The sequence below is a fragment of the Fischerella sp. PCC 9605 genome, assembly GCF_000517105.1.
Classification (GTDB): Bacteria; Cyanobacteriota; Cyanobacteriia; order Cyanobacteriales; family Nostocaceae; genus PCC9605.
Window position 1 is genome coordinate 99,093 of record NZ_KI912152.1, and the last position, 20,871, is coordinate 119,963.

Below are 20,871 nucleotides of genomic sequence, written 5' to 3' on the forward strand. Positions count from 1 at the left end.
TAGATGGGAATTTATACATTGTGGGACGGATGTAATTAATGTTGGGAACAATACGGGGAGGGCGTTATCGAATTAAACAACTTCTCAGTCGAAGTGGGTTTGATCAAACCTATCTTGCTGAAGATATCAATCTTCCAGGTAATCCTAGATGCGTAGTCAAACAATTGATGCCATTAAGTACGGACGTTAACACGTTACAAGTGGTCAGACGTTTGTTTGTATCTGAAGCGGAATTATTGGTGCGGCTAGGCAACCATGACCAAATTCCTAAAATTTTAGCTTATTTTGAAGAAAATCAAGAATTATTCTTAGTTCAAGAATTTATTGATGGACATGACTTAAGTAAGGAAATTATTCCAGGTAAGCAATTAAGCGAAACTTATGTCATAACTTTATTGCAAGATATATTGCAGTTACTAAAATTTGTTCATGAAAATAATATAATACATCGTGATATAAAACCTTCCAATCTAGTCAGACGTAGATCAGACAAAAAGATAATTATAATTGACTTTCTGGCAAGTAAAGAATTAATTATTCGCACTAAAAGAACTGAATTTCAAAAACAGGAAGAATACTCAACATCAACGATTGCAATTGGTACTCCAGGCTATATGCCTCCAGAACAAGCTAAGGGTCATCCTGTATTATGCAGTGATATATATGCTGTAGGTATAATTGGAATTCAGGCATTAACAGGAATACAACCGCTAGCCTTTCAAGAGGATATTAATACAGGTGAAATTGTTTGGCACAATCAGGCTCAGGTTAGCAAAAAGTTAGCAAACATCTTAGATAAGATGGTGCAACCTGATTATAGAAAACGCTACCAGTCTGTAGATGAAGTATTGAAAGCTCTCCACAGTTTGGGAACTCCTACAACCTACATTCCCAAAGGAGACAATATTTCTGAAAACCCTGTTCAATATATTGGGCGATGGGTACAAAGATTTTTTGCACAAAAGCAGGAAAACTCAAATGAAGCAAAAGAAATAGCAGAAACAGCAAAATTACCGCCTGTAAAACAGCCAACACTATCACCTGAAACTATTCTACAAACACCGGAGAAAATACTTGAGATAGTTCAGATTTATATTCAGGAAGAACACTTTGACCGAGCGTTAGCCACAGCGCAGCAAATTCCAGATGAACAAAAGCATTTAGAAGCACTGACAAAAGTTGTCCAAGCAGTAAGCAAATTGGAAAGTAATCGTGTTCTTGAATTACTAGCACCACTTCAAAATGACCCTAATGAAAGAGTACGTCAATTAGTAAGAGAACTCCAGTTTACTAGTTTCCCTCAACCCGAAGCGATCTCCAGTGATGAAGCACTTGCACGCATCGAATTTGTTCAAGGTGATCTACTAGCTCTTGATGTAGATGCTTTGGTAAATCCCACAGGCTTAGACGTAAGTAATGGTGGGGCTATTAGTTTGCAACTTTTTGAAAGGCTAGGCTCCCAGCTATACGAAACATTGCAGAATCAACCACTTCTAAGGTCGGGCGAAGTATTTGTTACTGATGCTGGCTCTCTGCCAGCCCACTACATAATACATACACCTACAGAAGAGAGGGAAGGTCGGCATACAACTGCGAGTATAGTACGGGGAGTCTCTGCTGCTTTAGCCAAGGCAGATAGCCTAAGCGATGTTCGGACAATAGCTTTTCCCTCAGTGGGAACTGGTGCTGCGGGATTTGATCCAGCTGATTTAGCCCCAAAGGTCTTGAGAGCCGTTACAAATCACTTAAAACAAGGCAGTCAGCTAGAGAAAGTTATTTTCACATTTATAGAAGAATTTGCATATCAGGTTTATGTTAGCGTTTATCAGACATTACTTTCGGAAACGAGTTTAGCTTATGATATCTCATTGACCATATCAAAAGAAGCAACTGGGGTTGGTGGAGAAATAGAAGTTTCCATCTATCTGATGCAAATAGGAGCAGATAACCAGAATGATTATTTGCTTCGAGTTCCACAAACTCAAGCTGTTGGAAGTGAACTGAATATAATTTTAACTGCCCCCGGTTTTCAGTTCGACAGCGACAACACCGCCAGCTTACCCCTTGACCCCGATACTGCTCAAGAAACCCAAACCGCCCGCTTCCGCCTAACCGCCCTCCGTCCAGGTAACGCAACCATCACCACCGAACTCTACCAAGGCGACACCTTCGAGACAAAATTAGAAACCAACATCGAAGTATCAGGGTTTGACGAAACCAGCTTCACCAAAAACCGCATCACAACTCAACCCCGTCCTGTCCCTCAACCAGACTTTATCCTCCGCGTACAACCAGTATGGAATGAAACTAACTCTGACGGTATATTCAATTATCAACTTAGAAGCTTCCGTTTTCCTACGGTATTTTCCGGAGAAACCAATTATCAAACGGTATCATTTTCTAATAGTTGGCTTGAACAAATGCGGGGTATGTTAGCAAATATCCTGAAAAACATATCTGAGGCTACCCGTGAAGACGGTAAATCATCTTTGGTGTCTCTCGGTCAATACCTATTTCAGCATTTTTTCCCCACAGAATTACAAAGCGACTTCCGTAATTTGATACCCCAAAATTACACTTTTACACTTTTAATTCTCGCAGACCAAGAAGCCTGGATACCTTGGGAACTGTTGCACGACAGTCAAAGATTTCTGGGCGATCGCTTCATCATCGGACGCTGGCTACAAGAATTAAACGACACCAGACCATACGAGTTTCCCGTAGGTGCAGTTAACGTCGCCCACTACGCCAATGTCGAACAACCCCAACTGTGGACAACTTTACTAGAAACCCCCGGCGCACCTCCACCCCAGCCTTTACCAGCAGGTGTATTACATGACTCCACTGAAGCAATAAGGGGTCTGCACTTAATTCGCTACAGCCAGTCAGCAGACACAGTCAACCGTCGCAACGCCCCTGTAACCTTAGATAACGCCAATGACACAGAAGACATCGAACACCAAATCCGTCCCGCCAAGCTTAACTTACGTCGCAATCGACCATTAGTTACCTTGGGGTACGTGAAAACCGAAGCACCAGAATTAACAACATTAGAACAAACTTGGGCATCAGCCTTTATCCGGGCTGGATGTAGCGGCTTTATTGGCTCCCTCTGGGCTGTAGAACCAGCAGTGGAAGCTGCCTTTATTAGTAACTTTTACAACCGTCTGTGGACTGGTGCTTCTTTAGGCGAAGCTTTTTCTACCAGTCGCCAGCTAGCGCGTGCTGCTGCACCTGACTCCCTCGACTACTTAGCTTACGTTCTCTTTGGCGACCCAATGGCGCGTCCTTACCGTCCTGTGGAAGGTAAAGGATATGCTGTTGTCGAACCCATTGGTCGAGATATCGATGAACCTCTCCCATCTGGTGTTCCTGTCCGTTTCCGTCTCACCTTGCGTCGCACTCCACCAGTATGGCATGAGGAGCGAGTCATCGAAGTTGCCGAAAACTTGACTTTTGAAAATTTACAAGTTCATGTCAAAACTATTGGTTTACAGGTGACTCCAGATTCACCAATTGCTATGAGTTTAGCTCCTACAGGCAACTATTTAGGTTGGTTTACCCTGGTTGCACCACCAGAAATGGCAGGTAATTCTGCTTTGGTGCAGGTTTATTTTATGGATGGAGTGCTACCAATTCATAGCCTCATGTTCTCACTAAATATCGCTGAAGGAGGTGAGACAGCGTGAGGGGTATTAGCAGTTCGATTCCGATACAAAATGAATTTTTTCCTTTAGATATCTTAATTACAGAAACTTCCTACCGCATTAGTATTAACGATTTTTCTAGAAGTGCTACTGACTCTGTATTACTAAATTTTACTAAAAATGTCTTGCAGTGTTTTCAGGAAATTGAAAAGACTATAAACAAAAAGAAAGAATTACAACTAACTATAGAAGAACGTAACTATTATTTAAAATCTTTAGCGAAATGGGGACGACGCGCTTATCAAGAATTTTTCAACGAAGATGCCCAAAAAGCTACATTCCAATATTCTCAATTAATGAAATTCGCTCCCATCTTTGTCTCTAAGCTGCTTCCCTTCCCCTGGGAGGTACTCTATGAGGGAGAATACCAACAAGCCGACCCAGAAAAGTTCTGGGGATTCTGCCACCCAATTGCTCGTAACATAACTCCTGGTAAAACTGCTCCTTTAGAGCAAATCTTACCATTAAATATGCTGTTTTGTTTACATCATAAACTTCTTCACGCTCATCACCAGGAACGACCAGAAATCGAAAAATTAGTTAGAACTCTTGGTAAGTTTTATTTACTGCAACTTTCCAAAGAACTAAAAAAATTAGCAGATGGAGAATCTCTAGTCACTCACCTTTATCAAACTCAGCACAACATTCTTCATTTTGCTTGTCACTGTCGCCCCTGTAGACAGTACGAAGATGAAATTGATGCTTTAGTTATCTCTTTTATTGAAGATGAAAGCAATGCCCAAGAAATTGAACTAGAAACTTACAATTTTAGTGATGTCAGTGGTAGCTTCCAGTGTCAACCCCTGATTTTTCTCAATGCTTGTCAGTCAGCAGGTGGTGTCGATGAATTGCGGAAAACCTTCAACCTACCTGAGAAATTTATTCAGCATGGTGCTGCTGCTGTCATTGCTACTGCTTGTCCCGTACCGGACTTATTTGCTGCTGCTTTTGCGTCTGTTTTTTATAACTTCTTCATCGGTGAAAAGATGATGATTGGCAAGGCATTGTGTGAGACTCGGCGGTATTTTTTAGAGAAGTATAATAACCCCTTGGGACTTGCCTACGGTCTTTACAGTTCTCCTTATTATCGAATTGCTCAAGTTCCTGCTGTGCTGGGGGTTAACTGATGAATAATTCTGCATATACCTCAGAAATTACCCAGGCAAATGTTGATGCAATTTTGACGCAACTGCAACAACTGCGTCAGCAGATAACAGCTGCACGAGAAGCAATTGTGCCATTGTCGGCGAATTTAGCAGAGACTTATAACGAATTTCAAGCAGTCGTCGGCGAACTACGCCGTCAGTCAATGCGCCTGCAAGCGGAAATTGCTACACTGCGTATACAGATTGACCGCTTCCTTAATGATGAGGACGACACCTTCAACCAGGATGAGAGGAATGACAACTTGCTCTATGCGACGCAGGAAGAAACAACAGATTCAACTTTACAAGACCCAGAAGCTGTTGAGAAGGATATGCTGCTAGAGCATATTTTTCGCGTATTAGACCCCGACATTAATTATGAAGATGCCGAATTATTGGCGCATCTACAGGGAGTATGCAGCGATCGCACCACCAGTCTAGCTGATGTTTTAGAAGAATTACCTTGGGGACTGGTTTGGACAACACGCAGTTTGCAGGAGAACTTAGCACAACAGTACCGTCGTCTCGCCATTTGGGAACAAGCGTTAAAGCGACAGTCGGAGAACTTAAACCAAGCCACCGAACGTTTGCATAAAGACCAGCGCTACGGACTTTGGCAGCAGCGTCAAAAAGGTGCAGATTACTGGCACAATTTTCTCAATCAATGTGTTGAGCAGCAGCAAGACCAAAATTACGAATTAGAAGCTGAGTTAAACAGGTTACGGGAGGAGTGGGCGCGGATAACCAGCGCGAATAAACTATGAGTAACCAAGACTACCGACTTGACTTACCTGTACCAGTAGGCGGCGAGGACTTACCCATTCCCGTCACTGATAACGCACCACAGCAAGAACCAGCAAAGGATAAAGCTTTTTTAGAGTGGCATAACTACGCCAGCCAAAGGCATATTCGAGATTTAGCTTTCGACCCAGTTCGAGGGGATTTGTGGTTGGCGACGGGGGGAGGAGTGCTGCACTGGTTGCCAGGATTTGACCGATTTACCCGCTACACTAGTGAACATGGATTACCAGGTAACTCAGTAATGGCAGTAGCGGTGGATGGGTCGGGTCAAGTTTGGGCGGCTCATGAGCATTTCGGACTATACTACCTCAAAAATGACATTTGGCGGCCTTATACCATCTTGGGGGAAGTAAAAGTTAGCTGTTTAACCACAGACTCCACAGGTTGGCTTTGGGTGGGAACTACTAACGGCATCTATGCTATCAACAGTACAGACCGCAAACCCGTTATCGAATTACCCCCTGCTGGTTTTCCTCCCAGGGCGATCGCTTCGCTATTGCACTCTCGGCAGAATGCAGTAGCCAAGGAAAATGATATTTGGCTGTGTAACGCTCAAGGTGTCTATCATTACCATAACTCTAGCTGGGTACGCTCTACCGATAGCGTGCAACCGGATATTCTGACGCTAGCTCTGCAAGGCAAAAACCTTTGGTTAGGAACGTTTCGAGGACTGGTGCGAATTGACTTAACGACCAACCAGCCGCATAAAATTGATACTATGCCTAGTCGCGAAATCACTACCCTTGCCCCCTATTCTCAAGGAGTTTGGGCAGCTTGTGGGGAACAAGTGGGTTTAGCAACGGAGACTGGTTGGACACCTTTGGGAGACAAACAACTCAACAGCACCATCACCAGTTTGGCAGCAAGTGATGAGCAAGTATGGATTGGCACCCACGATGGACTATGGCGGGGTGGAAAAGAAGGGATGCACCTGCACTTAACGGATACACCACCCGATGTCATTGGTTTACCTTCTCCTGAACACTCTCCCGCCACCTTCAGCAACCTGGTGCAGGCGCTGTCAGTACAGCAATTGCAAGGGCGTTCTATTTTATGGATTGGTACAGTTCGCGGTCTTTATCGTTTAGACCTATTTTCTGAGACTTGGCGGCGCTACGGTCAATTGGGAACACAAGATAACCGTGCAATTACCACCAGTACAGAGCAAAAGACTGTTTGGGTTGCTAGCTGGAGTAGCGGTTTACATGGCTTAACACAAAAGAATGAACTGCAAACCGCGCCTGATATTTCTGAACCGATTTTAGCCCTAGCTACCAAAAACGCTCAGTACTGGGCTGTCGGTTTAGATGGTCTTTATCATTACAAAGATTCTGTCTGGGTACAAGTAATTTCCTCTAAAGAACTGCCTGTAAGAGGGTGGCTGCAAGCTGTTGCCCAAGGTGTCACAGACCATGTTTGCTTGGGTACTTCAGCCGGATTGTTGGTCTACAAACTTGATACAAAACAACTAACGCCAGTCAGTGGCACTTTAGGTAGTGCTGATGTGCGTTCTCTCTTAGCAATTGGACGGGGTGAGTCGGAACTGCTTTGGGTGGGAACCAGTCAGGGACTGTATGTGGGTAATTTCAGCAATTGGGAGTCTGTATCCGAACTTGAGAAGCGAACAATTACAGCTTTAGTTTGGGATAGTAATGCTAGTAGTTTGTGGGTTGGGACAGATAGAGGGTTATTTCGTTTGCTTGCTGTGGGCAATAGCTGGAAGATAGCAAACGAATTTCACATCCATAATAGCGGCTTGGGGGCAAATCGGGTAACAGCGCTTGCTATTAGCACGGGTGAGGATGGTGAAACTAAATTATGGGTAGGTACACCATGCGGTTTGAGTTGCTACACCTACTAACCAATCCAAAATCTAAAATAAAAATGCCTCACGCCCTCTGTCGAAATATTTTGATATTAAATGTATCCTGTAAAATTATTAGGGAACTGAGCTTCAATTTGGAGCAGGAGTGTTAATTTTATCTGTAATTTCAAAAAATGAGTGAACATCAAATGAAAATTAAAGGTATCAAACGCGGTCAAACGATTGAACTATTAGAACAAATTAATGATATCCCTGATGGTACAGAAATTATCGTTGAATTTGTGATTTCTTCAAATCAAATAACAAAAACTCCACAAACTTTAAGTGATGAAGAAAGGCTCTCCAAACTCAACCAATTATTTGGTGTTTGGCAAGACCAACCTGAACTAGTAGAAATATTTGCAGAAATTGACCAACAACGCCACGCTTATCGAGGTAGAGTTATCGATTCTATTGAAAATCAAGATAAGCAATAATGTACTTGTTAGATACTAATATTTGCATTGCACTACTTAATAATAACCCCAAGGCAGTTGCAAAATTTAATTTTTTATTTGCTCAATGTTATATTTCTACAATAGTTGTTTCAGAACTTTATAAAGGTGTTTACTGTTCCCAGCAAGTTGAAAAGAATTTAGAAATATTAGCACAGTTAACTCAACTGCTAACAGTTGAACCATTTGACTTAAATGCGGCTGTTGAATTTGGTAAGATTCAAAGCGAACTCAGACAAATTGGTAAACCAACAGGGGAAATTGATGCGTTGATTGGTGCTGTTGCGCGATCGCGTAATGATATTCTTGTTACTAATAACATCAAAGATTTTGAAAATATCCTCAATTTGCAGTTAGAGAACTGGCTGGAGTGATAAAAATTCAGAATGAAAAGTGACGAATTTTTGCAAAAACCGGAATATTACACAGCAAAGTTGTATTAAATTTTAGTAAAAACCTCTTCCTTGCCCAGCTATGCTGCCAGACTACTCCGGTCAAAATCTCCGAGGACGTTCTTTTAAAGGTCAAAACCTGACAGGAGCAAACTTTAGCGGTGCAGATATTAGAGGCGCAAACTTTACCAATGCCATACTCAAAGATGGTGATTTCAGAGGTGCTAAGGCTGGATTACAGAGGCATTGGGTAATTGGGTTAGTCATAGTCTCATGGGTGCTGTCAGCACTATCAGGGTTTTTTTCAATCGTCGTTGGTGCATTAATAGCATATATTTTTGACACCAAAAACATTGAAAACGTCATAACAGGGATGGTCTCTCTAATTGTGGTGACAGTCTTTTTTATCGTTACTATCCGCAAGGGTTTAATAGCAAGTTTAGCAACCGTCGTTATAGCCTTAGCCGGAACCGGAGCATTAGCCGGAGCCTTAGCCGTAGCTGGAGCCTTTGCTGTAGTTGTAGCCGGAGCTTTCGCAGGAGCGGGAGCCTTAGCGGGAGCATTAGCCGTAGCTGGATATGGAGTTTTAGCTTTTGCTGTAGCTTTCGCTGTAGTCGTAGCCGGAGCTTTCGCAAGAGATAGAGCCTTAGCGGGAGCCGTCGGCTTTGTACTATTTAGCGCTTACATTGGCTGGCGTAGTTTAACTGGAGATGAAAAATACGCTTCGGTTCGCTCAGTTGCCATTGCCTTTGCTGCTACAGGCGGAACTAGCTTTTACAATGCCGATTTAACCGACGCTGACTTCACAGGTGCAACACTTAAAAACACAGATTTCCGAAATGCAAACATAACCCACACCCGTTTTTACGAAACCAAAAAACTTGACTTTGCCAGAGTCGGCGACACCATATTAGCTAAACGAAATATCTTGAATTTACTCGTCACTGGTAATGGTCGAGGAAAAAGCTATTTTGCTGCTAACCTCAAAGGCGCTAACCTCATCGGCGCTGACTTTAAAGAGGCAAATCTTAAACACGCTGATATCAGTGAAGCCACTTTTCAAGGAGCTTGTTTAGAGTGGGCAAATCTAAATCGCACTCAGGCAATTGAAACTGATTTTACCAGCGCCCAAATGACGGGCGCTTGTGTGGAAGCGTGGAATATCGAAAGTACAACCAAGTTAAATAATGTCGATTGTCGCTTTATTTATCTGCTAGAAAATCCCAAGCCTGGAACCGATGACAGAGAACGCCGTCCCAGTAGTGGAGAATTTCAACCAGGAGAATTTACCAAGCTGTTTGAAGAGGTTTTAAATACAGTTGATTTAATTTTCCGTGACGGTATTGACTGGAAAGCTTTTGTTGCAGCATTCAAAAAAGTGCAAGTCGAAAATGAAGACACGGAATTAGCTATTCAAAGTATTGAAAACAAAGGTGATGGCGTAGTCGTCGTTAAAGTTGCTGTCCCTATTGATGCTGATAAAGAAAAGATTCATAGTGATTTTACGCAAAATGGGGTCAGCGTACCCGTGGGGGATTAGTGTACGTTAAGACAATCTTGATCGCCAGCAAGCCCAAGAAATTCGTTCTCAAGGCTTGATTAAACGGTCGATTAAAAGAAGTTTGGACGATGCTACAGATTGAAGGGCGATCTCTATAAGTCTTGCGAGGAAGGGATTGCTCCCCTAGCGTACAGTTTACCCCCCACGGGTACGCTGACCCCATCTTTAGTCAGTTTACGGAAGTCTGCGAACAAATCGAAAAATATCTCAAACACAATCTGCATTGCAATACTTACTATCTACATGGAGGTACTAGTCGCCAACTTCGAGAACAAATGATTAGTGATTTCCAAAACCCAGAAACAGAACCATCTGTGTTTGTGCTTTCCCTAAAAGCAGGTGGTGTTGGTATTACTCTCACTAAAGCTAATCATGTCTTTCACTTTGACCGTTGGTGGAACCCAGCAGTTGAAGACCAAGCCACTGACCGTGCTTTTCGGATTGGTCAAAACAAGAATGTCTTTGTGCATAAATTTGTGGCAATTGGTACTTTAGAAGAGAGAATCGACTCCTTGATTGAAGATAAGAAAAAACTCTCTTCAATGGTAGTTGTCAGTGATGAATCTTGGTTAACTCAATTAGATAATGAAGCCTTTAAACAATTAATAGCCTTGAATAAGAGTACTATTTTGGAGTGAGTATTATGACTAAATTTAGTCGGACTTGGTGGGGCGATCGCTTTATTAAAGCTTTAGAAGCTTTTACTGATGATCACCGACTCCAACGCGGACGTTCTTATGCTCGTGGTGGCAAAGTTAAAAGTTTTGAGATTAAACTGAATCAAATCACTGCTAAAGTTAGAGGCTCAATTAATCCTTACTTTGGAGTTTATAAAGAACCTACATATAACATAGTCATTGAAATTACACCTATTGCCAAAGCGCGCTGGAATGAAGCCATACAAAAACTATCTGCTAAGGCTAGTATTGTTTCTCGATTGCTCCTCAATGAAGTTCCCGAAAATATTGAATCAACTTTCTCTCAAATCGGATTACATTTATTACCTCATAGTAGTAAAGATTTTAAAACTAAATGCTCTTGTCCAGATGAAGCTAATCCCTGCAAGCATATTGCAGGAGTTTATTATTTAGTTGCTTCTCAACTGGATACCAATCCATTTTTATTATTTGAATTGCGGGGATTATCGAAAACAGAGCTTCAAGCGAAATTAGCTGCTTCTGGGTTGGGTCAAGCGTTATCAGTAGCACTTGACGAACAAAAATTAAACATAGAACCTTGTCAATCTTTTTATACGAAACTAGAGAAACAATCTGTTCATCAAAAGCCAAATCTTCGGGAGTTTTGGTTAGGTAGCAAGCGGTTGCCATCCACTATTGAAGCGTCAAACGATCGCCCAATTTCAGCTATTTTGATTAAGAAGGAGGGAGATTTCCCTGCTTTCTGGCAAAAAGATAATTCTTTCATTGAGACGATGTCAGAACTTTATCAACGAGTCAAAACTAAAAATCAAAACTCGATTTAAAATTCAAGCCTGGTTGTTGCGCTCACCTACATTGCGGCGTAGCCGATTGCTGTCTCAAGATATCATAAATCTAGGGTAAATCGTTCACGCTACCCTAATTCCTACGTAATTTATTTAGAATCGCCACATTAGATCTCAATTAACTTGAAGCCCCAAGGTTTGAGAGCAGCTACAGCTATTTCTATATCTACACCTTCATAAGCCTCCCATTCCGAAGGGTGATCTTTAGGATGTCCATCGCCGACATTACCTGCAACTTTAATGATTGGACAGTTTGCCAAGCAATCGCGCTCTATGCCTTTTGGGAGTGCTAGTTGGATTTTGTGACCAACAAATTTCGTTGTACTTGAATTAGCTACAGATTCACGGATTAAACAGATATCACCAGCACTCCCCCAAGTAGTTTGATAGATGTGGAGGAACGATATATAGGTTTCTGGTTTGATGGATCTTTTAAGAACTTGCATTGTAACCTTTCTACCTATTAGCATCCTACCTAGATCATCTGTGATTGTAATCGGTAGCCAGCACAAGCGCTCATGTATTTCCCAACCTGCTGAAAACCTGTTGTTTAACTAGCTTTAACCTTTTGGTAGTGTTGTAGATGCGTTGCTCATTGATTTGAAACATTGGCTGCTTCTTGAATTTGGAATCTATCTCAACTGGGGGAACAACACTACCACACGAAAACGCAGAAGGCAGACTTAATAGCTCCTGCCACAAACTAAATTATCCACTAGACTATACAACACAACAAAGCCTGCCTCTCTCCCAAGCCAATATGCATCTGATTAAAAAACTGATACTATTGCAGCTATTGAGAAGTGAAAGTTAATCGTGACAGATACAAACGCAGGGTGTATGCGTAAAAAATTATGATTATCGGGCTGACGAACCAAAAGGGGGGAGCGGGGAAAACCACTGTATCTGGTCATCTAGCATACTGGTTAAGCCAGCATGGGACAGTAATTGTTGTCGATGCAGATGCACAACACAGCAGTACAAACTGGATGAAAGACCTGCAACTGCCATGTCAAACAATGATAGACCCAGATGATTTATTTGATGAACTTCCAGCGCTAGCAGAACAATATAATGCTGTAGTTGTAGACGGCCCAGGTAGCCTGAGTGAAACAACCAAAGCAATTTTATCCAGATGTGACCTAGCTCTAGTACCCTGTAAACCAGCAGGGTTAGATATGCACAGTACATCCAAGATGTTACGTATCCTGCGACAAGCAAGAGAATTGCGCTCTGGGATGCCTCAGGTAGGATTGTTTTTAAATCAAGCCAAAAAAGGGACAGTCCTGCTCAAAGATGCCCAAAGAGCTTTATCACAAAAAAATACGGGCTTTCCTTTGCTAAAAACGATAGTGTATGACCTCCAGGTAATTGCCGATGCACCAGGACAAGGCACGACGGTTTGGGGATTAGGAGGAACAACAGCCAAACGTGCAGCCAAGGACTTTGAGGAACTTTTTACCGAAGCCTTGGGGGTAGCCAATGGCAAGAGATAGACGACTGGTAGAGGATTTTATCTTCAGGGATGAACAGACAAACCAGAATCCGGCTACTATGCCCCTAAGTTTGATTGTGCTGCCCAAGGAGGAACTGCGATACTACATCGATCCAGAAGAAGTAGAAAAAATTGTTGCTAGTGCTAGAAAAAACGGCATACTGGAACCGCTTTTAGTTCGTCCTATCCTCGGTAGCGATCAACATGAAGTAGTAGCAGGAGCAAAACGCTACAGAGCAGCCCAGATTCTCCAGCTAGTTGAAGTCCCTGTTGTTATCCGCGAACTTAATGACGAAGATGCCCTAGAAATTGCCCTGATTGAAAACTTTGCTCGTTCGGCGCTCACTGACCTTGAAGAAACAGATGGAGTCTTGCGGCTTTTGGCTGTCAAGCTCAAAATTTCACTCCAAGAAGTACCACCACTGCTACATCACATACAAAACCAACTGCGGGGTAGACTTTCCACCAATAACGTTATTGGTGAAGATCAAATTCAGATAGTACAATCTTGTTTGACTTCTTTAGGTAACATCAAACTGGATTCATTTATCAGTAATCGCTTGCCCTTACTGAACCTACCCAGTGACATCTTACAGGTATTGCGCTCTGGCAAATTGGAGACAAGTAAAGCCAAAGCAATCGCACGAGTTAGTGATGAGGAAACAAGAAAGCAGCTTCTAGAGGATGCTATCGCCTACAATTTCTCGTTGAGCGAGATCAAGCGCAAGATTAAAGAAATTGAGACTCTGTCTGACTCAAACAACAAAACAGAGTCAGCAGCCTTAAAAGAACGTGTTGATGATGTCTTTCAACGCTTTAAGAAAGCTAAAGCGTGGGATGACCCCAAGAAAAAAATGCAAATAGAGAAGCTGTTGGCTCAGTTAGAAGCATTGATGAAAACTGAAAACACAAATTGATGAGAGCAGCCACGGATAGCATCATTTGCATATTGACGCTCAGAAAAGGGGGGGGTTCTCACTTTGCGGTACATCGCTGCCAAGCCGTAGCAATTAGAGCGGGGAATATTCTCGAATAAAACCATGATTTTTGCTTCGGACACCCGCTCTAATTGCTTGCCCTACTCTACGAGAAGCCGCTGCGCGTCTACGGGTTCGCCACGTTGCCCTTCGGGTTCGCAGCCACTCCTGGGGGAGACCCCCAAGACCGTGCTGACTCACCATCTAGGCAGAAGCCAAGACGGCAAGTGGACTCACCTCCTCGAAAAATACGCTCGTTTTGACGAAGGATTTAACAAGGCGAGTCCGCTATGTCACGGTTTTGTCCAAGAGTTGGAAACCCTTTGATTTATTTATCTAGGCCACAAATATTTATCTAAACAACAACAACAAGGTAGATAATTTTGGGCGTTTAGAGACGTTGTGGAAAGTATTTAACTTATTCGACAACGTTCACTCTTGACATAAGCCAACGAAAACGCCTGGATATTAGCAACGTTGTGGAAAATATACACATCGTCAAAGGCTTAATTTGTTGACTTTGTGGACATTATGGTAGAGATAAATTAATCGATGGGTCGACGAGATATCAAGGTAGTTCCCTCCCACATTTGATGAGTTTCGTCCCTCATCAGCACCACTCCTGCATCTACTTCAAAACCAATTGCCCTTGCTTACTCGCTACCAATAACGTTATTGGTGAAGAGACAATCAGTGTAGTGCAGTTGCAAAGTCATCAATGCGCGATCACACCCGAATAGCTGGTTCTTCCCATTGGACATTTGACAGATTTTGTTTCCCAATCAATTGCGGAACTTACGGCGATTTTATTAACGTAAGTACCGACGGTCAGGTCTTTTCAGTTCACGCAAACATATCAAGGTCAACATCTATTGTTGTTTCCGATTGTGGCGTTGATGTCTGCTCAACTGTTGCCACAGGTGTTTGAGGAGTGAAGGCGGTATGTGGTAATAACCCTCTTTTGTAATCCCAATAAAAATTTATGATGTGGTAGAGTGCATCTATAAATTTCTCGCTTCTTTCTGCCGCTACTGCCCGAACTATTTCGGCTTCTCTGGTTCTAATCCGCGCTCTTTCCCACTTTGGTTCATCGCTCATTACTTATCTACACTCCTTTTTTCGCCGCTTGCTGCATCACCAGCTTGAACATACCCCGCACAGAAGCCATCTCCGGGCGCGAGCTTACGACTTCTAAGCCTTTAGAAGCCAGTACCTTTGCAAAACCTGGTAAGGCGACTCCACCACCTATACAGATGACCTTGTAACCAGATTTTGTTAGCCTGATCGCCTCATAACTGTATTCTTTGAGGTTCTCATTCCACCATTGCACAAGGCACTGTTGGTACACTTCTTTGATATTGCACCCCTCCACGCTTAAAGAACCTAGTTCTATTTGTTCGCGGATTTTTCGCACGTTGCCAGTGTAACCATAATTCTTTGCTTTCATTGCTGATTGGATCATTAAGTACAGTTCGTTGACTCCAACGTGCGACACTATACTCTCTTGCGGACGCTTGCGAATATAGGGAGTCAGTAGCGTAGTACCCGCTCCAAAATCGAGCGTTACTATTTTTTCATCCTTGTAGTCTACGATTGCACCAAATCCTTCTGGTACTACTAAAAGTACTTCTGTCGATAAGTCAACTTCTTTTCCTGCCAAGCATACATTTAGATTTTGCTCTAAATTTGCTTTGATTTCATCTTTATGGGACTGCCAAGCGTGAGAGGACACAACTATGTAATTTTTCATCACACTTGCTAGTTGAGGCAAGTGTGCCAAAGCACCTAAATACAGTTTGTGAATATCTTTAATCTTGGTGCTTTTATCTGTAATCGTCGCTCGTCCGGTTGGAGATTTTGCTGCACCATACCCTACACAAAATACTTCTGTATTGTTGCCTGAACTATCTTTGATTACGACATTGCCTAAGCTATCCGATGGGCTGCAATGAACATCAATGTAACTCTCTATCCGGTCTTCATAGTCTTCTGTTGCTATCTTGATGCAAGAGTTAGCTAAGTCTAAAGCTATTTTAAAATTTTGTTTTGGTCGTATCATATCTTCCATAAAGAGGGGGGAGTGTGGGGAGTGTGGGAGGTGTGGGAAGTGTGGGAAGTGTGGGGAATTAGTCGAGTAACCAATCATCTGGATGGGTAATCATCTTGACTAACCCACTAAGGACTTGATTGTAACTACTGTAAAGTTCTCTTCCTTGTTCGACCGTAAGATACTGACACTTCACCGCAAACTTTAACCAAACTTGAGTTTCTGCTGCCTCTGCCTCACAATCATTCAGTTTAGCCACAAAAGCAGCTTTATATCTACGTTTTCTCCAAGCTTCTGCCAAATTAGCACAGACTGAGCGAGAAGAACGACGAATTTGGTGAAGCAGCGCGGTCTTGGGGGTTTCCCCCATGAGCGACTGCTGAACCCGGAGGGTCAGTTAATGAATATTTTTCTTCAACGGGGAACTTTTTAGAATGTTCAAAAATTTGCATCGCTGTCTCAAATGCCAATTGATAAACAGCTAAGTCCTCATGAGTTCTAAAATACTTTTTCCCTTTTTCTTTTTCTTCCATTTCCTTTCATTTCGACTGTTCTTCTTTCCATCTTCCCACACCTCCCACACTCCCCACACTCCCCACACTCCCCTTCGGGCTTGCAAAAGCAGTGTACACCATACATGCATCATATGTATACCATTTGTCTACCATTCGGAAATTTGAATAAGCAAGCAAACCGCTGAAAGCCTATAGAGTTCGTTGTTACCCACTGACGGACGTATGATAGCCATTTGTACTACATATGTTGTACACAGAGAAATGCCTTGAAAAATTATGTGAGTCTCAACTCAGATTTTATCTAATACTAGAATAAGAGTATTTCCATCATATCTCTATAGTGAATTTCTCAAAATTGGTTTTTAGTATTAATCAATTTAATTTTGATTTTTTATTAACTCAATCTGAAATTACCTAATATTAACTCATCAGATATAGAAGTAACTCCAAGAGTTATTTAATATTATAGTAATAAAAATTTACTCTAAAATTTGGTCTATTAGCCAATTTAACCGTAATAACTAGTAATTTTAAAAAGCTATTAACAGTTAATTACTATTAATTAAAAGTTATATTTTCAATATTATTGTTTCATTATCGTAGTTTTTATAACTGTAAAATTATTGATATTCATGATTTTTACTTTTTTTTACAATCTTTGTATAATTGCAGTTATTAGCCTCTCTTTTCGGCTCTAAAACTTCATTTTGACTACAGTTATTACCGAGCGAGTTACTATTAAAAAATTAGCACTATTTGAGTGTTTATACTTATTGATGGCTCTTGCTCGCTTTGATTACCAGCACTACCTTAGCGTGTTTGAACGATTTTGTAGTATTTTAGTAGCTCTATCGAAATACATAGCACCGATCGCTACTATCATCAACAGACAACAAGACGCTATCTCAACTCCCTTCGCAAGAGGGAACGAAGGGAGCAGGCAACGGGCAACAGTAGTATCTTCCCAGTAAGGTGAGCAGCATAGAGTCTTCCACCAACCTGCTACCTGTGCTGGGAAGATGTGCGCTAACAGTTGAGAAACCTCCCTCAAAAATATCTGCATTAAACAAAAAGCAAACCAAAGCATCATCAACACAAATGCTTTTAGCATCTGCAACCTAGCAGCACAACACAAGGCCTTCTGCTAGCAATCGTGTTGAAACCAGAGCAGTTGGTAAACTTTGCCTCAAACAGAACCTAGCTACTACATAATGCGAAACGCTGCTTCCTAGTGAAGCGCTGCCTTATTCAATGGCTTGTCCTTTGTAGCATCCACGCAGGTCGGGAGTTGGTCAGGCGCAGTAAGCGCCCGGTAGGGCGTTGCCCCTTCCACGAGGGATTTTGAATGAGTTGAACGGCTCTTTCTACAACGCTTGGTACACCCAAGGGCGCACTGCCTCATAAATATAAGCCGCAAAGCAACTTCGGAATTGCTCAACCCCATAGGAGTTTTGGGCGTGGAGATTTTGGATTGTGCCCAAGGGCGATCGCCAATTAACTCAACTGCTATTTTGTCAAAATCATCCTCTCACAATCAGCTGCGATCGCCTACCTGTAATTCTCGCCTGTGTTCAATTTACTCACAGACACAGTAGAGATAGAGAACACAGCAGCTGACGATTGCAGCCTGGAGGGGACAAACCGATCAGGCGTAGAGGTTGTTCGCTTCACGGCGGAATGTGCGATCGCTACCTGTGGCCAAATCACAAGTTTAGCCATTGAGGGCAAAATAAAATCTGTGGTGTAAGCTATTAATCAGCAAGTGCGGCTCGTTCTTCGCAGGAGCCTCTAGAAACTAGAGGGATATGGCTAAGGTACATTTTGAAAACCATTTTTAAATGTATAACTGTTCTTCTGATGTAGGTGAGCTAAGTAACCTAGAACGGCAAGCCCTACCCTTGAACAGACAAGTGACTCTCTATCTGCCTACGCCGAACGGACTCGGAAAACCGAAAGGTCAGCCGCAGAGCGAAGCTGGGAACAGGGCGCAATCAGTTGAAAATAAGCAGGTAACAACACTGGCGCTAACGAGGAGATGGCATGGGTAAACAAGTCCTAGAAAAGTGTCTTATCAATAAGCTACAACCTGAATAACAAATGTAGACTTCATCCTCTACACTCTCACAGCAATTTTTGCTGGTTAGCTGTAATCTCCGAGAGGAGGATAGGCAAAATGGACTGCTCTAAACCATCAAAACAATCAAAAGAACGGAACGAGTAAAAACGGTGTAAGGGTCTGGGAAAAAAGGTCGAAAACCCCAGTAGGTACGACGAGATACAGAACTCCCTTACAACGGGTAAGATGCGGCGTAACTGCTGCAAGGTATTCAGAGAACGCAATTTGGAGTAGAGCATGATTAGGCACAGCAAGAATGCTAGTGAATCTTGGAAATCATTACCCTGGAAGAAATTCCGAGGGAACCTTTTCCGCCTACAAAGAAGAGTGTTTAAAGCTGTTCGAGTTGGCAACACGCGTAAGGCTCGTCAATTACAAAAGCTTATCCTGAAATCTCGCGCAGCTAGGTTGCTGGCGATTCGTCAAGTAACACAGCTAAATGCTGGTAAAAAGACCGCAGGAATAGATGGTAAAACCGCCTTAACTCACAAGGAGAGATTTCACCTTGAACTGTTATTAAGACAGTCGAACTGGTATCACAATAAGCTCAGACTGATACCAATACCTAAGAAAGATGGTTCCATCAGATACCTGAAAGTCCCTACTATTGCGGACAGAGCTTGGCAATGCCTAGCAAAACTCGCCTTAGAACCAGCACACGAAGCAACTTTCCATGCAAATAGCTACGGATTCAGAACCGGGCGCTCTACCCATGATGCTCAAAGGCAAATCTTTGAAAATCTCAAAAGTCAAGTCAGAGGCATCAACAAAAGAATCCTTGAGTTAGACATAGAACGCTGTTTTGATTGGGCATCTTGATACTCCTTTCAAAAACGCAAGTTCTGGAGTTCTCCAGCTTTGAGCTTTTGGAATTGTAAGAGTGTATCGGGAAGGTTAGGAAACAGATAAAGCCCGGTTGATTCATCCTTGCTAATGGCGATCGTTCCGTTATGAATGCGATCGTAGATCCAGTGGGGTGAAAGTTCTAAAGACTGGGCAACTTGAGGAACCGTAAGATAACCCGAAATCTCGCGGGGATGAGACTGGCTACGGTTTTGAAAAATATGATGTTTAAGCCGGATAGTTTTGGACTGTACTGGGCAGGAGAGTTTTGCATAGTGGCGATCGATAACCTTGTGCCGTCAGTTTGTTGAGCGATAACTTGGTCATCAATACTTTGTTGGCCTCAAACTAACAACCTGAGTTTCCAATTCCTGGGCATTGGTGAGTTCAGCCAATGAACCAACTGGGATTGGCAGGTCCAACATTAGTAGTGTCACCACCTTTCCAAATAATCCGAGTGCGAACTGTATCACGTGCAACACGATGAATGACGACCTTATCAATGAGGCAGCGTAGCAGAGATTTTTTTTGCACTTGTGTCAAGGTGCCACTGTGCCAAAGTTCAGGGAGCCTTTGTCCAATGTTAATAAAAGCAGTTTTGAGTTCTTTTGGGTAGGTGATCTACTGTTTGAGGCTGCTGACGTTGAGCATAGTTTTCTTGGGCAAGTTTTAGTTCGCGTAAAGCGTTTTCCCAACGCTGTTCTAGTTCGGCCGCTACCAATCGGTTATCCGGGTCAACCCGGTTAAACTGTCTTTCTGCTAGTGCTACTTGATACTGTAAACGTTGTATTTTGTTGAGAGTGCGCTCGTTCCACTGTCTCTTGAGACTGCTGTTGGGTTTTGACAGCTTTGTGATAAGCATCTAGCTCTACAACTGACAAAGCTTCTAAAAAGGCATTGACTACGTACTCATCAATTGCATCAGCAGGAATATACTGACAAACAGGCACACGATACTGCTGCCGTAAGGAGTTACAAATATAGCGGGTTGCGCCTTTGTACTGGACAACCATCTTGTGACCACATTCACCACAGTAAACTATCCCATTGCAGTAATGCTGCACCAGGGCGAGGGATACCACGAGTTTTATTGCGGTCATACTCAGCATAATTATCCATAAGCTGTGCCTGATTACGCTCGGTAGGTTTGCCAACTGATGTAAGCTGGATATACGTCATTGACTCGGATTTTCCATTCGGCCATTGGCAATTGCTTTTTGTTGTGGCTGATTTGAAACCAAACCACGTTTGAGAGTACGTGTACGTCCATATACAAATGCACCAGCGTAGGCAGGATTTTTCAGAATTGAGATGATACTTGCCACGCTAGGCTTGCGCCAGAAAAAATCACCAAAGCGATTTCTCCGTGGAAGCAACAGCCCTTCACTGTTGAACGTCTGCAACACTTTGGAAGCTGACTTACGTTGCCCAAAAATCTCAAACACTAAG

At 42.6% G+C, this 20,871-nt stretch carries 22 protein-coding genes and 4 pseudogenes; 16 read left to right on the forward strand and 10 right to left on the reverse strand.

The genetic code is table 11. From position 1 onward, the window contains the following. The first annotated feature begins 38 nt into the window (after window positions 1–38). The 9 genes and pseudogenes from FIS9605_RS40095 to FIS9605_RS0130525 all read left to right on the forward strand — a co-directional run bounded on the left by FIS9605_RS40095 (window position 39) and on the right by FIS9605_RS0130525 (window position 11,408). The gene (locus tag FIS9605_RS40095) at window positions 39–3,689 is read left to right on the forward strand and encodes a protein kinase domain-containing protein (protein ID WP_051470198.1); all 3,651 of its coding nucleotides are present in this window, start codon (window positions 39–41) and stop codon (window positions 3,687–3,689) included. Further along, a complete protein-coding gene (locus FIS9605_RS0130490) occupies window positions 3,686–4,834 on the forward strand; it encodes a CHAT domain-containing protein (protein WP_026735944.1) in 1,149 nt (382 codons plus the stop codon). Before FIS9605_RS40095 ends, FIS9605_RS0130490 begins: the two co-directional genes overlap by 4 nt. Next, entirely contained in the window at window positions 4,834–5,616 is a 783-nt protein-coding gene (locus tag FIS9605_RS0130495) for a hypothetical protein (RefSeq protein WP_026735945.1), read from the forward strand. The genes FIS9605_RS0130490 and FIS9605_RS0130495 overlap by 1 nt, the downstream gene beginning before the upstream one ends. Further along, entirely contained in the window at window positions 5,613–7,514 is a 1,902-nt protein-coding gene (locus FIS9605_RS0130500; RefSeq protein WP_026735946.1) for a ligand-binding sensor domain-containing protein, read from the forward strand. The genes FIS9605_RS0130495 and FIS9605_RS0130500 overlap by 4 nt, the downstream gene beginning before the upstream one ends. 152 nt (window positions 7,515–7,666) lie before the next feature. Continuing rightward, window positions 7,667–7,954, forward strand: a complete 288-nt coding sequence (locus FIS9605_RS0130505) for a hypothetical protein (RefSeq protein ID WP_026735947.1) — start codon at window positions 7,667–7,669, stop codon at window positions 7,952–7,954. After that, a complete protein-coding gene (locus tag FIS9605_RS0130510) occupies window positions 7,954–8,346 on the forward strand; it encodes a type II toxin-antitoxin system VapC family toxin (protein ID WP_026735948.1) in 393 nt (130 codons plus the stop codon). The genes FIS9605_RS0130505 and FIS9605_RS0130510 overlap by 1 nt, the downstream gene beginning before the upstream one ends. Window positions 8,347–8,446: 100 nt before the next feature. Continuing rightward, window positions 8,447–9,877, forward strand: a pseudogene (locus FIS9605_RS38740) (pentapeptide repeat-containing protein); the annotation flags it as partial. Window positions 9,878–10,086: 209 nt separating this feature from the next. Beyond that, window positions 10,087–10,563: pseudogene (locus FIS9605_RS0130520) on the forward strand (DEAD/DEAH box helicase); the annotation flags it as partial. A 5-nt stretch (window positions 10,564–10,568) separates the two neighbouring features. After that, the gene (locus FIS9605_RS0130525; protein ID WP_026735950.1) at window positions 10,569–11,408 is read left to right on the forward strand and encodes an SWIM zinc finger family protein; all 840 of its coding nucleotides are present in this window, start codon (window positions 10,569–10,571) and stop codon (window positions 11,406–11,408) included. Window positions 11,409–11,536: 128 nt separating this feature from the next. On the opposite strand, the gene FIS9605_RS0130530 is transcribed toward FIS9605_RS0130525, so the two are convergent. Further along, the gene (locus FIS9605_RS0130530) at window positions 11,537–11,875 is read right to left on the reverse strand and encodes a hypothetical protein (protein WP_026735951.1); all 339 of its coding nucleotides are present in this window, start codon (window positions 11,873–11,875) and stop codon (window positions 11,537–11,539) included. 408 nt (window positions 11,876–12,283) lie between these two features. On the opposite strand from FIS9605_RS0130530, the gene FIS9605_RS0130535 reads away from it, so the two are divergent. The 3 genes from FIS9605_RS0130535 to FIS9605_RS43305 all read left to right on the forward strand — a co-directional run bounded on the left by FIS9605_RS0130535 (window position 12,284) and on the right by FIS9605_RS43305 (window position 14,228). Further along, window positions 12,284–12,925, forward strand: a complete 642-nt coding sequence (locus FIS9605_RS0130535) for a ParA family protein (protein ID WP_026735952.1) — start codon at window positions 12,284–12,286, stop codon at window positions 12,923–12,925. Beyond that, window positions 12,912–13,841, forward strand: coding sequence for a ParB/RepB/Spo0J family partition protein (locus tag FIS9605_RS0130540; RefSeq protein WP_026735953.1), 930 nt, complete (start codon window positions 12,912–12,914; stop codon window positions 13,839–13,841). Before FIS9605_RS0130535 ends, FIS9605_RS0130540 begins: the two co-directional genes overlap by 14 nt. Window positions 13,842–13,964: 123 nt before the next feature. Further along, entirely contained in the window at window positions 13,965–14,228 is a 264-nt protein-coding gene (locus tag FIS9605_RS43305) for a hypothetical protein (protein ID WP_155960589.1), read from the forward strand. Window positions 14,229–14,744: 516 nt separating this feature from the next. Here FIS9605_RS43305 and FIS9605_RS0130545 read toward each other — a convergent pair. From FIS9605_RS0130545 to FIS9605_RS38745, 3 genes and pseudogenes are all read right to left on the reverse strand, one after another. After that, window positions 14,745–14,999 carry a hypothetical protein gene (locus FIS9605_RS0130545; protein ID WP_026735954.1) on the reverse strand — a complete coding sequence of 85 codons (255 nt, stop codon included), beginning with the start codon at window positions 14,997–14,999 and terminating at the stop codon, window positions 14,745–14,747. Window positions 15,000–15,006: 7 nt separating this feature from the next. After that, window positions 15,007–15,960, reverse strand: coding sequence for a ParM/StbA family protein (locus FIS9605_RS0130550; RefSeq protein ID WP_231510512.1), 954 nt, complete (start codon window positions 15,958–15,960; stop codon window positions 15,007–15,009). Window positions 15,961–16,027: 67 nt separating this feature from the next. After that, window positions 16,028–16,481, reverse strand: a pseudogene (locus tag FIS9605_RS38745) (four helix bundle protein). Window positions 16,482–17,170: 689 nt separating this feature from the next. Here FIS9605_RS38745 and FIS9605_RS44475 point away from each other — a divergent pair. The 3 genes from FIS9605_RS44475 to FIS9605_RS44480 all read left to right on the forward strand — a co-directional run bounded on the left by FIS9605_RS44475 (window position 17,171) and on the right by FIS9605_RS44480 (window position 18,511). After that, window positions 17,171–17,434: a hypothetical protein gene (locus FIS9605_RS44475; RefSeq protein ID WP_197036179.1), complete on the forward strand. Its 264-nt coding sequence runs from the start codon at window positions 17,171–17,173 to the stop codon at window positions 17,432–17,434. 486 nt (window positions 17,435–17,920) lie between these two features. Further along, window positions 17,921–18,058: a hypothetical protein gene (locus tag FIS9605_RS43310; protein ID WP_155960590.1), complete on the forward strand. Its 138-nt coding sequence runs from the start codon at window positions 17,921–17,923 to the stop codon at window positions 18,056–18,058. A 243-nt stretch (window positions 18,059–18,301) separates the two neighbouring features. After that, the gene (locus tag FIS9605_RS44480; RefSeq protein ID WP_197036223.1) at window positions 18,302–18,511 is read left to right on the forward strand and encodes a hypothetical protein; all 210 of its coding nucleotides are present in this window, start codon (window positions 18,302–18,304) and stop codon (window positions 18,509–18,511) included. A gap of 73 nt (window positions 18,512–18,584) precedes the next feature. Here FIS9605_RS44480 and FIS9605_RS43315 read toward each other — a convergent pair whose 3' ends face one another. After that, a complete protein-coding gene (locus tag FIS9605_RS43315; protein ID WP_155960591.1) occupies window positions 18,585–18,818 on the reverse strand; it encodes a hypothetical protein in 234 nt (77 codons plus the stop codon). Here FIS9605_RS43315 and FIS9605_RS0130565 point away from each other — a divergent pair. Next, window positions 18,817–19,386 (forward strand): annotated as a pseudogene (locus FIS9605_RS0130565) (reverse transcriptase N-terminal domain-containing protein); the annotation flags it as partial. The gene FIS9605_RS43315 and the pseudogene FIS9605_RS0130565 overlap by 2 nt on opposite strands. Window positions 19,387–19,809: 423 nt before the next feature. On the opposite strand, the gene FIS9605_RS45615 reads toward FIS9605_RS0130565, so the two are convergent. From FIS9605_RS45615 to FIS9605_RS45635, 5 genes are read right to left on the reverse strand one after another with little or no spacing between them, the layout of a single operon-like run. Then, window positions 19,810–19,965, reverse strand: coding sequence for a hypothetical protein (locus FIS9605_RS45615; protein WP_231510513.1), 156 nt, complete (start codon window positions 19,963–19,965; stop codon window positions 19,810–19,812). Between the two features lie 40 nt (window positions 19,966–20,005). Then, window positions 20,006–20,143, reverse strand: coding sequence for a hypothetical protein (locus FIS9605_RS45620; RefSeq protein WP_231510514.1), 138 nt, complete (start codon window positions 20,141–20,143; stop codon window positions 20,006–20,008). 22 nt (window positions 20,144–20,165) lie between these two features. Beyond that, window positions 20,166–20,435 carry a hypothetical protein gene (locus FIS9605_RS45625; protein ID WP_026735959.1) on the reverse strand — a complete coding sequence of 90 codons (270 nt, stop codon included), beginning with the start codon at window positions 20,433–20,435 and terminating at the stop codon, window positions 20,166–20,168. Window positions 20,436–20,448: 13 nt separating this feature from the next. Then, window positions 20,449–20,601, reverse strand: a complete 153-nt coding sequence (locus tag FIS9605_RS45630; RefSeq protein WP_231510515.1) for a hypothetical protein — start codon at window positions 20,599–20,601, stop codon at window positions 20,449–20,451. Then, a complete protein-coding gene (locus FIS9605_RS45635; RefSeq protein ID WP_026735960.1) occupies window positions 20,598–20,867 on the reverse strand; it encodes a recombinase family protein in 270 nt (89 codons plus the stop codon). The genes FIS9605_RS45630 and FIS9605_RS45635 overlap by 4 nt, the downstream gene beginning before the upstream one ends. Window positions 20,868–20,871: the final 4 nt, after the last annotated feature.

What these genes read in the sequence shown, in the direction of transcription:
- FIS9605_RS0130545 (WP_026735954.1), bottom strand. Translation starts at nt 14,999, where the DNA reads ATGAGCGATGAACCAAAGTGGGAAAGAGCGCGGATTAGAACCAGAGAA.
- FIS9605_RS0130550 (WP_231510512.1), bottom strand. Translation starts at nt 15,960, where the DNA reads ATGATACGACCAAAACAAAATTTTAAAATAGCTTTAGACTTAGCTAAC.
- FIS9605_RS45630 (WP_231510515.1), bottom strand. Translation starts at nt 20,601, where the DNA reads ATGACGTATATCCAGCTTACATCAGTTGGCAAACCTACCGAGCGTAAT.
- FIS9605_RS0130500 (WP_026735946.1), top strand. Translation starts at nt 5,613, where the DNA reads ATGAGTAACCAAGACTACCGACTTGACTTACCTGTACCAGTAGGCGGC.
- FIS9605_RS0130540 (WP_026735953.1), top strand. Translation starts at nt 12,912, where the DNA reads ATGGCAAGAGATAGACGACTGGTAGAGGATTTTATCTTCAGGGATGAA.
- FIS9605_RS0130510 (WP_026735948.1), top strand. Translation starts at nt 7,954, where the DNA reads ATGTACTTGTTAGATACTAATATTTGCATTGCACTACTTAATAATAAC.
- FIS9605_RS43315 (WP_155960591.1), bottom strand. Translation starts at nt 18,818, where the DNA reads ATGCTCTACTCCAAATTGCGTTCTCTGAATACCTTGCAGCAGTTACGC.
- FIS9605_RS0130505 (WP_026735947.1), top strand. Translation starts at nt 7,667, where the DNA reads ATGAAAATTAAAGGTATCAAACGCGGTCAAACGATTGAACTATTAGAA.
- FIS9605_RS0130535 (WP_026735952.1), top strand. Translation starts at nt 12,284, where the DNA reads ATGATTATCGGGCTGACGAACCAAAAGGGGGGAGCGGGGAAAACCACT.
- FIS9605_RS0130495 (WP_026735945.1), top strand. Translation starts at nt 4,834, where the DNA reads ATGAATAATTCTGCATATACCTCAGAAATTACCCAGGCAAATGTTGAT.
- FIS9605_RS0130530 (WP_026735951.1), bottom strand. Translation starts at nt 11,875, where the DNA reads ATGCAAGTTCTTAAAAGATCCATCAAACCAGAAACCTATATATCGTTC.
- FIS9605_RS44480 (WP_197036223.1), top strand. Translation starts at nt 18,302, where the DNA reads ATGTATAACTGTTCTTCTGATGTAGGTGAGCTAAGTAACCTAGAACGG.
- FIS9605_RS43305 (WP_155960589.1), top strand. Translation starts at nt 13,965, where the DNA reads ATGATTTTTGCTTCGGACACCCGCTCTAATTGCTTGCCCTACTCTACG.
- FIS9605_RS40095 (WP_051470198.1), top strand. Translation starts at nt 39, where the DNA reads ATGTTGGGAACAATACGGGGAGGGCGTTATCGAATTAAACAACTTCTC.
- FIS9605_RS45625 (WP_026735959.1), bottom strand. Translation starts at nt 20,435, where the DNA reads ATGGTTGTCCAGTACAAAGGCGCAACCCGCTATATTTGTAACTCCTTA.
- FIS9605_RS0130525 (WP_026735950.1), top strand. Translation starts at nt 10,569, where the DNA reads ATGACTAAATTTAGTCGGACTTGGTGGGGCGATCGCTTTATTAAAGCT.